This is a genomic window from Caldithrix abyssi DSM 13497 (assembly GCF_001886815.1).
GTDB lineage: Bacteria > Calditrichota > Calditrichia > Calditrichales > Calditrichaceae > Caldithrix > Caldithrix abyssi.
Genome location: NZ_CP018099.1, coordinates 1,849,111 through 1,862,256, shown reverse-complemented (window position 1 = coordinate 1,862,256; position 13,146 = coordinate 1,849,111). Strand labels below are relative to the sequence as shown.

The window sequence follows — 13,146 nt, the reverse complement described above, 5'->3', positions numbered from 1 at the left end:
CAAGCAAATCATGGTTCAAAATTCACCGGCCTGTCATTCCACATTTCTCCCTGGTGAGGGGAAAGGTTTAAGAGCGTAAGAGTGTAAGAGTGTAAGAGTGTAAGAGTTCAGTGGTTTAGAAATTTAGAGGTTGAGTGGTGTTTTTTGAACCTTGATTAATAGGATTACAGGATTACCTCGATTTTTTTCATTTCAGAAATTTCATGCTCAATTTTAAGGCCAAATTTTGTAAACGAAAAAAACAAATCATGGAAATCCTAAAATCAAGAAAATCATGGTTCAAAATTTACCGGCATGTCATTCCACATTTCTCCCTGGTGAGGGGAAAGGTTTAAGAGTGTAAGAGTCTAAGAGTTTAAGAGTATAAGAGTGTAAGAGTGTAAGAGTTCAGTGGTTTAGAAATTTAGAGGTTGAGTGGTGTTTTTTGAACCTTGATTAATAGGATTACAGGATTACCTCGATTTTTTTCATTTCAGAAATTTCATGCTCAATTTTAAGGCCAAATTTTGTAAACGAAAAAAACAAATCATGGAAATCCTAAAATCAAGAAAATCATGGTTCAAAATTTACCGGCATGTCATTCCACATTTCTCCCTGGTGAGGGGAAAGGTTTAAGAGTGTAAGAGTCTAAGAGTTTAAGAGTATAAGAGTATAAGAGTTTAAGAGTTCAGTGGTTTAGAAATTTAGAGGTTGAGTGGCGTTTTTTGAACCTTGACTAATAGGATTACAGGATTACCTCGATTTTTTTCATTTCAGAAATTTCATGCTCAATTTTAAGGCCAAATTTTGTAAACGAAAAAAACAAATCATGGAAATCCTAAAATCAAGAAAATCATGGTTCAAAATTTACCGGCCTGTCAATCCACATTTCTCCCTGGTGAGGGGAAAGGTTTAAGAGTGTAAGAGTCTAAGAGTTTAAGAGTTTAAGAGTATAAGAGTTTAAGAGTTCAGTGGTTTAGAAATTTAGAGGTTGAGTGGTGTTTTTTGAACCTTGATTAATAGGATTACAGGATTATCTCGATTTTTTTCATTTCAGAAATTTCATGCTCAATTTTAAGGACAAATTTTGTAAACGAAAAAACAAATCATGGAAATCCTAAAATCAAGCAAATCATGGTTCAAAATTTACCGGCATCTCATTCCTCATCCCGCGCTGGCGAGCGTGAATCTTTGTACAACCGAAATCAGTATTACCGGACAAAATGTGACGTAAATCTTTTGACTTACGAGTACGGTCATTTCTCATCTTTCCTTCTGGCTTGATGGAAATGAGGGCGATCAGAAGAATGTCTGCCGGTTAAAAATGGGCGCATTACTTAATCGGCGCTGCGGAAACCAAATTATTTTGTTGTTGTTTAATTTTATTTATAACTTAAACGCAGAAGAATTTTAAATTTCAGGTAAAAAATGTCTGACAAAAAACAAGGTTTTCATCCTTTTGATTCACCGTTAGTAGAGCACGGTTACGGAACCCGTTTTCAGGGGTTTCAACATCTGATGCGTCACCGCATTCGGGATATTTTACTGGTTTCCAGCTTGTACGATCTTTACGTTTTTGAAGAAGACGGTCGTTTGTACGAGCTAATCCGGGAAGAATATCAGGGGCTTAATTTAAGCCATGTTCCGGAAATTACGCGCGTTTCAAGAGGAGAAGACGCCCTTGCCCTGGCCAGCGAAGAAAAGCGCTTCGATCTGATCATCACCACGCCGCATATCGAAGACATGGATTCCACTCAACTGGCGCGCGAAATTCGCCAGGCCGGTTTAAAAATCCCGGTCGTTCTATTAGCTTATGACAATCGGGAGCTTTCTGAGCTGCTCAACCACGCCGATTCCAGAGTCTTTGACCGTATTTTCATCTGGACGGGCAACTTCCGTATTGTGGTGGCCATCGTAAAGCATCTGGAAGACATCATGAATGTGGAGCAGGATACGCGCCTGGTGGGCGTTCAATCCATTATTTTAATCGAAGACAACATACGTTTTTATTCCGCTTACCTGCCCCTGCTCTACACCGAAATTTTAAAGCAATCGCAGCGTTTAATTTTAGAAGGCGTTAACCTTACGCATAAATATCTGCGCATGCGCGCCCGTCCTAAAATTCTTTTGTGCACCACCTACGAAGAGGCCTGGGAATATTTCATCAAGTACCAGCACACCATCTTAGGCGTGATTTCGGACATTGATTTTAAAAAGGGCGGAAAGCATGATCCGGAAGCCGGCCTTAAATTTGCCGCCGAAGTGCGTAAACGGCACGACGACATTCCGGTTTTACTGCAATCCAATAATGCGCAATTCCAGGATCGCGCTCTGGAAATTGGCGCGCATTTTGTCTTAAAAGATTCGCCTACTCTTTTGCAAGAGCTGCGCAAGTTTACCATTACGCAGTTCGGTTTTGGCGATTTTATTTTCAGAACTCCGGAAGGCGTTGAAGTTGGCCGGGCCACTGATTTGATTTCATTGGAAGAGCAGTTAAAAACAGTGCCCCCGGAAAGCATAAAATACCATGCCGAGCGCAACCATTTTTCCACCTGGCTAAAAGCGCGCACCGAGTTCTGGCTGGCCCATAAATTGCGCCCAAGGAAGGTCAGCGATTTTCCTTCGCTTGAGGATTTGCGCCAGCATCTGATCAACTCGCTGAGGACTTACCGTAAAATTCGGCAGCAGGGCATTATCACCGATTTTAAAAAAGAATCGTTCGACGTGCAAAGCGGTTTTGCCCGTCTGGGCGGCGGTTCGCTGGGCGGTAAGGCGCGCGGACTAAGCTTTGTAAACACTTTGATTACCAATTACCAGATAACCAACCGTTTTAACGGCGTGCGCATTTTTATCCCTCCGGCCGTTGTACTGGGAACCGATGTATTCGACGCCTTTTTAGACGACAATAACTTGCGGCACTTTGCCCTCAACTGCGACGACGACCGGGAAATTACGCGTCGCTTTTTAAGCGCAACAAAATTTCCGGCGGATATTATCGCCTCGCTGGTATCCTTTCTGGAGCTGGTGCAGGTTCCCCTGGCCGTTCGCTCTTCCAGCTTGTTAGAAGATTCGCAATACCATCCGTTCGCCGGCGTTTACCAGACGTACATGATTGCCAATAACCATGAAAATCCTTTAATTCGTTTAAATGAGTTGTTAAACGCTATTAAACGCGTGTACGCTTCCACCTTTTATCAGGCTGCCAAACAATACATTCGCGTCACTTCCTATCGTCTGGAAGAAGAGAAGATGGCGATCATTATTCAAAAAATGGTGGGCTCGCGTCATGAAAACCGTTTTTATCCCACCTTTTCTGGCGTGGCCAAAAGCTATAATTTTTACCCCACGCCCCCCCAAAAGCCAGAAGACGGCATCGCTTCGGTTGCCCTTGGCCTGGGTGAATGGGTGGTTGACGGCGGCAATACGCTAAAATTTTCTCCTCGCTATCCCAATCACCTGGCTCAGCTTTATTCGGTAAAAGAATTTTTAAGAACCAGTCAGCACAAATTCTACGCGCTCGATTTTAATCAACATGCCAGCGATTCGCTGCAACCTTTTGACGAAGCGGTGCGCCTATTCCCCTTAAAACAGGCCGAAAAGGATGGCGCTTTGTATTACGTGGGATCAACCTATGTTCCCGATGAAGATCGTATTGTGGACGGTCTGGCCAGAAACGGAGCGCGCGTGGTCAGTTTTGCCCCCATCTTAAAACACAAATTATTTCCATTAAGCCAAATTCTTACCCTATTATTAGAAATGGGTTCCTGGGGCATGGGAACGCCTGTAGAAATTGAATTTGCCGTAAACATGAACGGCGACAATCCGGAAAAACTCAAAGAATTTGGCGTTCTGCAAATGCGTCCGCTGGTATTAAAGCGCGAGTTAGAGCAAATCAATGTGGAAGACTATACTCAGGATCAAATCATTTGCCACAGCCCCTGTATTCTGGGGCACGGTATCATTAAAGATATTTATGATATTGTGTATGTTGATTACCATAAATTTGACCGCACTAAATCTCAGCAGGTAGCCGAAGAAATCAGTAAAATAAACGCTTTGCTGATTAATGAAAATCGCCCGTACCTGCTAATCGGTGTCGGGCGCTGGGGGTCTTTAGACCCCTGGCTGGGCATTCCGGTTAATTGGGAACAAATTTCCGGAGCTAAGGCTATTGTTGAAACCAGTTTTAAAGATTTTATGGTTGAGCCGTCGCAAGGTTCGCATTTTTTCCAGAATCTCACTTCGTTTCTGGTCGGATACTTTACCGTCAATCCATTTAAAAACAGAGGTTTCATTGACTGGGACTGGTTAAAAAAACAACCCGTGAATAAACATTTCCAATTTACCTATCATATTCGCCTAAAACGTCCCATCAAAATTTTAATGAACGGGCGTAAAAATCAGGGAATCATCACCAAACCAGGGGTATAAAACCAATGCAAGACCAACTATCAGAAAACACCCCCAATCTCTGCCCTCATTGCGGCAATGAGCTGACCCTGTGGGAACAGGTTCTTTTAAGCGTGGATCGTATGCTGGTTTGCAGAAACTGCTGGTACAGAATTATTTTGGATCCCCCAGAAGCAAGCGCGAACCAATCGGAAAACAATAAAGAGGATAAGGAAGGATGAAATCTTACAACTCATTTTTGGTCGCTCAGCAACAGGTTGAGGAAGCGGCCCGCATTCTGAATCTGGATAAGGCAACCACGGAATTTTTGAAATGGCCGCAACGAGAATTCAAATTTACCTTTCCCGTGCGCATGGACGACGGAAGGTTTGAAATTTTCCATGCCTATCGCGTGCAATACAATTACGCGCGCGGCCCTGCTAAAGGCGGCATTCGTTTCCATCCGGACGAGACCGTGGATGTGGTGCGCGCCCTGGCGGCCTGGATGACCTGGAAAACCGCCGTGGTAGATTTGCCGCTGGGCGGCGCTAAGGGCGGCGTGGTGTGCGACCCGCGCCACCTGTCGCAAAAAGAGCTGGAAAATATCGCTCGCGCCTACATCCGAGCTTCTGCAGATATATTGGGCGTGGACAAAGACGTGCCGGCGCCGGATGTGTACACCACTCCTCAAACCATGGCCTGGATGCTGGATGAATTTGAAACGATTGTGCGCAAACACCAACCAGGCGTTTTTACGGATAAACCGCTTCCCATCGGCGGCACAGAAGGCAGACGCGACGCCACTTCGCGCGGGGGCGTTATCTCCGTTAGAGAAGCCTGTAAATTCCTGAATATTGAGCCCAAAACTTTTGCCATACAGGGATTCGGCAATGCCGGACAGCGAGCCGCCCTGCTGCACGAAGAACTGTTAGGCGGAAAATTAATCGCCGCCTGCGATTCAAGAGGCGGCATTTTGAATCCCGATGGCATTAACGCCAAAGAACTGGTAACCCATAAACTTAAAACCGGAACGGTGCTCAACTTCCCGGGCGCCCGGCACATTCCCAGCGACGCCGTTCTGGAACTGGATGTGGACGTGCTGTATCCCGCCGCTCTGGAAAACGCCATCTCCGAAAAAAACGCCGGCCTGATTAAAGCTAAAATTATCTGCGAGCTGGCTAACGGCCCAACCACACCGGAAGCCGATTTAATTCTTTATCATCGTAATATCTTTGTGCTGCCCGATATTTTAGCCAGCGCAGGCGGTGTTACGGTTTCGTACTTTGAGATGCTGCAAAACAGCGGAGGCGAAATGTGGGAAGAAGCTACCGTTCATGCGCGGCTGGATAAAAAAATTAGCAACGCTTTCCAATCTTTTAGCGACGCGTTAAGGGAAAAAGGCGTCCATCCGCGGCTGGCAGCCATGGTAGTGGGCGTTGCCCGCGTGGCCGAAGCGTGCAAAATTCGCGGCTGGGTGTAATGGATGAATGGTTTAATAGTTTAATAGTTTAATAGTTGAATGGTTGAATGGTTGAATGGTTGAATGGTTGAATGGTCACCGGCCGGTAATTCCGATTCCAGTTGCGGACGAAGGGGTGATAGTGCAAGAGTTAAATGGTTCAATGAAAGCTTTAATGCTGTACATCGTTTGATGAAAACAGCCGACTGTGAATATGATCAGCTCCCCCCTCTCCCAGACTTTTATTCTGGGAGAGGGGGTGCAGGGGGTGAGGGCTACCACATCGTTGAATGGTCACCGGCCGGTCTTTCCGATTCCAGTTGCGGACGAAGGGGTGATAGTGCAAGAGTTAAATGGTTCAATGAAAGCTTTAATGCTGTACATCGTTTGATGAAAACAGCTGACTGTGAATATGATCAGCTCCCCCCTCTCCCAGACTTTTATTCTGGGAGAGGGGGTGCAGGGGGTGAGGGTTACCACATCGTTGAATGGTCGCCGGCCGGTAATTCCGATTCCAGCTGCGGACGAAGAGGGGGGCGGTTGTGCTGCCCCTGTTTTAAAATCGACGTTGCCCAAACTAATTTCAATTAAAGCAATCTGTTTTTTTCGAGGATTTGAAATTCCTGTTCAAAATTCGGCGTAAACACGCCCTTACCCAACATTTTTTTAATTTCAAAAAGCGACCAGAAGCGGCCTATTTCGATCTCATCCCGATTAATTTTGAACGGGCCGTCATGGCGCATTTTAAAAACATGAACCAATTCGCTCTCATAGGGATTACGCATAACATAGCGAATTAAAGGCCTGGCTTTGCTGGCGTCGATGCCCAGTTCTTCCTTTGCCTCGCGTTTCATGGCATCGTCTATTGCTTCGCCATGACGCACATGCCCTCCGACCGCGGTATCCCAGAATCCGGGATAAAGGTCTTTGTTTTGCGATCGCTTTTGTAAATACAACTGTCCCTGCCGATTTAAAATGTGAATATGAACCGTGGGATGCAGCAATTGAGGATTTCCATGGACTGCGCTCCTGGGAGCGCTACCTAAAATACGCCCTTGCGGATCGACAATATCGAAGTATTCTTCATCGCCTTCAGGCATAACTTTTGGAAGCGCAGGTTTTTTAAAAAACTTAAAATACACAAATTGAACGACCACAATGCCGCCCAGTAAAATATAGAACAGACCGCCGGACACAAAGGCCCAGGCCTCTTCTGACCAGTAAAAGGCAGAGTACAAAATAAGAAGCACATGTAAAAAGATTACATAAAACAACCATTTGCTCATCTGTTTTAGCAAACGCACTTGTATCTGATTAATCTGCATCCCGTTCATAAAGCGTTTACTCATGTGCAACAGAACCGGCCTATCCGAAAAAGCGTGCAAACCAACCAAAACCAGAATGATAGTCTCTATTAATGCCGGCTTTATTTTAAAGAAGATGGCGTCGTGTAAAAGGATAGACAGGCCACCGGTAATCACAATCAGCGCCGTATCCAGCAAAATCATCTTTTCCACTTCTCTAAAGCGGATTAAGTAGTAGATAAAGTAAGCGCTTCCGGAGATAATGGCCGTGATTAAACCGGCGGTTGTGCCGTATATCGCTTCCACCACGATGAACACAAAAATTGGAACAAAACTGATGGCAAAGTTTTTTAATATTTCGTTGTTCATATTGACAGCTTCCCGATTATTAAAAAAAAATATAAAAATAATATAAGAAATTTTGAAATTCATTTTGAAATAAAAAAATATTATTGTTATATTAATAAACAGTTTTGTATATTTTTTTAAAAAAATGGGTTTAATAAAATTCAAATGAGGTTTGGAGTTGAAAATAGATATTAGAGACCTGAAAGATCGGGTTCCGGACATAATCTTTAAACAGGGTTTAGAGTATTTCAAACAGGGTCGAGTCAAGATTAAACAATGGGATAATATATCGGTACTGGCCACCGTGCAGGGCACCTATCCGTACATCGTTCGTTTGACGGTAAACGAGCATTCTTTTGAATCGACCTGCACCTGCCCATACAATTACACCTGCAAACATGTTGTAGCCGTGGCTTTAAAAATAATTGACGAACAACGTTCTGCAGAAAGCGAGCAGGTAACTCAACAGGACAACTGGCGAGAATACTTCGAAAAGTTAATTACCATCCAGAAAGTGGACAACGAATTTTCGCAGGAAGTTCGCTGGAAGCTGATTTACATCATGCATCTGGCAGAGAATTACTGGAATATTAAACCGGTAAAAGTTTATATGAAAAAAGACGGCTCTTACGGAAGAATGCAGGAGCCCTCTTTTGGCGAACTCTCCGGCCAGAATGTTTTCCGCACTTCCGGCGACTTGATTGCCATCTCGTATCTGGAGCGCATTCAAACACAGCAGCCGTCGGTTTATTATCGGGGGCGGCTGGAAACCAGCTACCTGGATTTCGGACTGGACGCCGGTCAATTGTTTTATTTGCTGCGCAACAGCGAACTGCATCTAAAAAATGAAGATGGCACCATCGGTCCGCGCATCCGGTTCGGCAAGCGTCCGTGGAAGCTGATCTTTAAATTGAATCTGGATGAAGAAAACGATCTTTACATTTTCAGGCCGTATTTTGTCAGAGATGAAGAGCAAGTCCCGATAACTAAAGACATGAAAATCCTGACCGTTAATCCGATCTGGTTCTTTTACAAGAATAAACTTAACCTTTGCGATTTTCCGTTAAGCTACGCCTACATCAAATCGTTTATTGATGAAAATCTGGAAGTAAAAGTCAAAAAAAGCGAATATCAGAGCTTTATTTCCGATTATCTGGCAAAACTGCCCATCTTTCCTTATGTTGAATTCCCGCCGGGCATCGAAGTTTCGGAAATTAATACGGTTACCGGCAAACGCTTGTACCTGGAAGAGATGGAAGACCAACTGGTGGTATCGTTCTCGGTTTTTTACAATGACATCGAAATTGCCTACAGCTACCCCAATGACGAGTACCTGCATTACGACACCTCTTCGCGCAGGGTCATCCGCGTCAGAAGAGATCGGGAAACAGAGGCCCGCTTGCGCGAGCAAATTCTGGAAACGAATATTTTAGAAGACACGCCGGGACTGTTTTACGCCTCGTTTGAAGAATCGCTGGACTGGTTGTTTGACGGTTTGCCCAAATTGCACGAACAGGGGTTTGAAATTTTAGGTGAAGAGAAATTAGTCCGTTTCCGGGTAAACCGCGCGCCGGCCAACTTCGGGCTATCCGTTTCTTCTGAGACAGACTGGTTTGATATTGAATTGAGCCTGACTTTTGACGGCATTCAGGTAACGCTGGCAGAATTGAAAAAAGCGATCCGCTCCAATAAAAAGTTCGTAAAACTGCGCGACGGAAGCATTGCTCGCCTTCCGCAAAAGCTGATTGAAAAAATTACTTACATGCTCAATTTTGGAAAAGTAGAAGGCGACTCCCTGCGCTTCGCCAATTACCATGTAACCTTTATTGACCAGTTGCTGGCTGATGCCGATCAGAAAAAGATCGATGTTCTCAGTCAGGAAAAGCTCAAACGATTGGATCAATTCGAAAAGATCAAAGAATATCCGCTGCCAGAAGGTTTAAAAGGCACATTGCGCGATTACCAGAAGGCCGGTTACGATTGGATGAATTTTCTTAAGGAATACGGTTTCGGCGGAATTCTGGCCGACGATATGGGGTTGGGTAAAACCATCCAGACTTTAGCGTTATTATTGAAGGAGATAAAAGAGAATCCCAAAAAACCCAATCTGGTTGTGGTGCCGACTTCTTTGATTTTCAACTGGATGCAGGAGATTCAACGTTTTACCCCGCAAATAAAATATCTGGTGCATTACGGAACGCGGCGGACGCGCGATATTCGTCGTTTGAAAAAATTCCCGTTAATTTTAACTACTTACGGCCATGTGCGGCGCGATATCATTTTGCTTAAAGAGATCGAATTCAACTACGCCATTCTCGACGAATCGCAAAACATCAAAAACCCCTTGTCCGAAACCTCGAAGGCCGTACGCTTACTTAACGCACGAAACCGTCTGGCGCTAACCGGCACGCCCGTTGAAAACAATACCATGGACCTGTGGGCGCAGTTTGCCTTCATCAACCCAGGTTTGCTCGGCGATCTGAACTTTTTTAAAGAAACGTTCATGAGGCCCATCGAAAAAGAGCAAAACGTACAGGTAGCCAGCGCGTTACGTCGTTTGATCTTTCCCTTTATTCTGCGGCGCACCAAAGAAGATGTGGCCAAAGAATTGCCGCCAAAAGTAGAAAACATCATCTTCTCGCCAATGACCGACGATCAGCAAAAGCTGTACAATAAATGGCGCACAGCCTACAAAGACAGCATCCTGGCCGAAATTGAAAGCCAGGGGCTTAACAAGTCCAAGTTCAAGGTACTGGAGGGCCTTACCCGCCTGCGGCAGATTGCCTGCCATCCAGGGCTGGTTGAACCCGGTTTTAATAACGGAGCCGGCAAATTTGACGCATTGATGGAAATGATCGCAGAGATCGTTTCCGAAAAACATAAAGTGCTCATCTTCAGCCAGTTCGTAAAAATGCTGCACATTATTCGCAGCAAATTGGATGAAGACGGCATCAGCTACGCCTATCTGGACGGCCAGACCAAAGATCGCCAGGCGCAGGTGGAACTTTTTCAGAACAACGAAAATGTGCGCATCTTTTTAATCAGTTTAAAAGCCGGCGGTACGGGGCTAAACCTTACGGCAGCCGACTACGTCATCCACTACGATCCCTGGTGGAATCCGGCGGTGGAAATGCAGGCCACAGACCGCGCCTATCGCATAGGACAGACCAAAAAAGTGTTTGCTTACAAATTAATCTCTAAAGATAGCGTAGAAGAAAAGATTGTGAAACTGCAAGAGAAAAAACGTCATTTAGTGGATTCACTGATCGCCACGGAAGAGGGATTTTTCAAATCATTAACCAAAGAAGATATTATCGAACTGTTTGATTAAAAAAAGCTGCTCACAAGAGCAGCTTTTTTTACAAATGATGTGCGTGTATTTTTACTGACCTAACGTGTAAACAACTCCAAATAAGATGCTTAACACGTCGATATCGCCAATCTGATAGCGCGCTTCGGCAAAGCCCGTCATCTTATCGGTTAAGTCCATTTTTGCTCCGCCCACGCCAAACAAAACAATGTCTGTATCCGAAGAAGAAGAGCTTTCGGTATAACCAAAATATGAAATCGTAATCTCACTTGAATTAATCGCAAAGCCCAGTCCTCCGCCTGCATAGGGAATAAATTTACCGTCGGTGGCAAAATTATAATGGACAAACGGCGCAATAGTCACTTCAGAAAAAGTCACCTCATTTCCCGTTGTGCCGTATTTTTTACCCCAGTAATCGATAAACGCTCCCATGGTAATGTTGTCCTTCATTAACGTTCCCAAATCGGCACGAACGCCAAAGCCAACGGTGCTTTCAATTGGGTCTTCTGGTTTAACATAACCGGCATGAACACCGATACCGTTAAAACTGAAGTTAACCTGAGCCCTGGCTTCCATGACAAATGCAAAAGCCAATACAAAAGTTAAAAGAATTATTTTACGCATAATAGTTCCTCCTTAAATTAAGTTTTATTAATAAGTAAGTTGCCTTATCGGTTTCTCTTAAAAGTAATGATAAGTTACTTTTAACTTCAAATATTATTTTTTTGCTTATTAAAAAACATTCTCATTCTGTTATATTAAAATAAAGAATTTGTCAGCATTATTAATAAGTCGATTTATATTATTATTTAACATCCATATTAATCATTTATTCATTTAAATGAAGTGACAACGCGCACATCCTAAACCTGTAAGGTATAATTTTCTCCATAGCGCACAATGGTGACGCTGTAATTTTTGGCCTCGAGCAGCTTTTTAAGGTTGGCCTGTGCGTCTGGTTCGCCGTGCACTAAAAAGATCCTTTTTAATTTTTTGAAATTTAATTGTTCCACGTATTCCATAATCTCAGAATAATCGGCGTGCGCGCTAAAAGCGTTCATGGTCACCACTTCGGCCTTAAGTTTGTAATATTCGCCGAAAATCTTCACCTCCGGTTGTTCTTCTTTAATGCGTCTGCCCAGCGTGTGCTCAGCCATAAAGCCAACAATCATAATGGTATTCCTGGGATTTTCGATATTATTGGCCAGGTGGTGCAATATGCGGCCCGCTTCGCACATGCCGCTTGATGAAATAATGATGGCCGGTTCGGTCAGGCCGTTCAGTTTTTTACTCTCTTCCACATTGGTAATGTATCGAACTTCATTGAATCCAAAGGGATTTTTGTGATGCTGTAAAAACGCCTCGCGCGTTTCCTGATCGTAACATTCCTGATGGACGCGGAAGATGGCCGTCGCATTAACCGCCATGGGGCTGTCCACATAAACCGGTATTTCCGGAATTTTTTTCTGATCATGGAGTAGGTGAATAAAATAGATCAGTTCCTGCGTGCGTTCCACGGCAAAAGCAGGGATAATAATTTTACCGCCTCGCTCCGCCGTTCGATTGATCACTTCTGCCAGTTTATCCATGGCCGATTCGATAGGATCGTGCAGGCGATGTCCGTAGGTGCTTTCCATGATCAGGTAATCCACATCGGGCAAAACTTCCGGATCGCGAATGATGGGTAAATTTTTTCTTCCCAGATCTCCGCTAAATCCGATACGCATTTGCTGTCCGTTACGATTAATCTCCAACAGAATCGAGGCCGAGCCTAAAATATGACCGGCATCGTAAAAGGTCGCTTTAACGCCCTCTTCCACCCAAAAGGGACGGTGATAGGAAACCGTTATAAAATGATCCAGCGTCCGGGCGACATCATCTTCGGTATAAAGAGGCTGTTTTTCGAACACCTCGCCCCGTTTTTTTGCCTTTTTTTTCAGGAATTCAATATCTTTGGCCTGAATGTGGGCAGAGTCCATCATAATCAGGCTGGAGAGATCTCGCGAGGCGGGCGTACTGTACACGTTGCCCTCATAGCCGTTTTTAATCAAGAGGGGCAATAATCCTGAGTGGTCAAAATGGGCATGAGTTAAAATGGCGGCATGCACCTCACTGGCATTAAACGACCAGTTTCGATTTTTTTCATCCGCTTCTTTTCTTTTGCCCTGAAAAGCGCCGCAATCGATCATTATTTGCCTGCCCTGAACTTTGATAAAATGTTTTGAGCCGGTAACTTCCTGTGCCGCTCCATGGGAATAGAGTTCTACTTGCATCACATACTCCTAAAACAATTAAGAAAACTTTTTCCGATAAGATAAGATTCAAATGCATTCAATGCATGTTTTTCTTTAACAATG

At 44.3% G+C, this 13,146-nt stretch carries 7 protein-coding genes; 4 read left to right on the top strand and 3 right to left on the bottom strand.

Annotation, left to right across the window (positions count from 1 at the left end; genetic code table 11):
* The first annotated feature begins 1,087 nt into the window (after positions 1-1,087).
* The 3 genes from Cabys_RS20585 (at position 1,088) to Cabys_RS07240 (ending at position 5,848) form a co-directional block, all read left to right on the top strand.
* Complete coding sequence (locus Cabys_RS20585; protein WP_257786503.1) at positions 1,088-1,213, top strand: hypothetical protein; 126 nt, start codon at positions 1,088-1,090, stop codon at positions 1,211-1,213.
* Between the two features lie 194 nt (positions 1,214-1,407).
* Positions 1,408-4,410, top strand: a complete 3,003-nt coding sequence (locus Cabys_RS07250) for a PEP/pyruvate-binding domain-containing protein (RefSeq protein WP_006929614.1) — start codon at positions 1,408-1,410, stop codon at positions 4,408-4,410.
* Between the two features lie 196 nt (positions 4,411-4,606).
* Positions 4,607-5,848: a Glu/Leu/Phe/Val family dehydrogenase gene (locus Cabys_RS07240; protein ID WP_006929612.1), complete on the top strand. Its 1,242-nt coding sequence runs from the start codon at positions 4,607-4,609 to the stop codon at positions 5,846-5,848.
* A gap of 566 nt (positions 5,849-6,414) precedes the next feature.
* On the opposite strand, the gene Cabys_RS07230 is transcribed toward Cabys_RS07240, so the two are convergent.
* Entirely contained in the window at positions 6,415-7,500 is a 1,086-nt protein-coding gene (locus Cabys_RS07230; RefSeq protein ID WP_006929611.1) for an NUDIX domain-containing protein, read from the bottom strand.
* A 157-nt stretch (positions 7,501-7,657) separates the two neighbouring features.
* On the opposite strand from Cabys_RS07230, the gene Cabys_RS07225 reads away from it, so the two are divergent.
* Positions 7,658-10,810 carry a DEAD/DEAH box helicase gene (locus Cabys_RS07225; RefSeq protein WP_006929610.1) on the top strand — a complete coding sequence of 1,051 codons (3,153 nt, stop codon included), beginning with the start codon at positions 7,658-7,660 and terminating at the stop codon, positions 10,808-10,810.
* Positions 10,811-10,861: 51 nt separating this feature from the next.
* Here the strand turns inward: Cabys_RS07225 and Cabys_RS07220 are convergent, their stop codons facing one another.
* Positions 10,862-11,413 carry an outer membrane beta-barrel protein gene (locus Cabys_RS07220; protein WP_006929609.1) on the bottom strand — a complete coding sequence of 184 codons (552 nt, stop codon included), beginning with the start codon at positions 11,411-11,413 and terminating at the stop codon, positions 10,862-10,864.
* A gap of 239 nt (positions 11,414-11,652) precedes the next feature.
* Positions 11,653-13,062: an MBL fold metallo-hydrolase RNA specificity domain-containing protein gene (locus tag Cabys_RS07215; RefSeq protein ID WP_006929608.1), complete on the bottom strand. Its 1,410-nt coding sequence runs from the start codon at positions 13,060-13,062 to the stop codon at positions 11,653-11,655.
* Between the last annotated feature and the right edge of the window lie 84 nt (positions 13,063-13,146).

Bases quoted from the DNA above. Each gene is read 5' to 3' on its own strand.
- Cabys_RS07220 (WP_006929609.1), bottom strand. From the start codon at position 11,413: ATGCGTAAAATAATTCTTTTAACTTTTGTATTGGCTTTTGCATTTGTC.
- Cabys_RS07250 (WP_006929614.1), top strand. From the start codon at position 1,408: ATGTCTGACAAAAAACAAGGTTTTCATCCTTTTGATTCACCGTTAGTA.
- Cabys_RS07215 (WP_006929608.1), bottom strand. From the start codon at position 13,062: ATGCAAGTAGAACTCTATTCCCATGGAGCGGCACAGGAAGTTACCGGC.
- Cabys_RS20585 (WP_257786503.1), top strand. From the start codon at position 1,088: ATGGAAATCCTAAAATCAAGCAAATCATGGTTCAAAATTTACCGGCAT.
- Cabys_RS07230 (WP_006929611.1), bottom strand. From the start codon at position 7,500: ATGAACAACGAAATATTAAAAAACTTTGCCATCAGTTTTGTTCCAATT.
- Cabys_RS07240 (WP_006929612.1), top strand. From the start codon at position 4,607: ATGAAATCTTACAACTCATTTTTGGTCGCTCAGCAACAGGTTGAGGAA.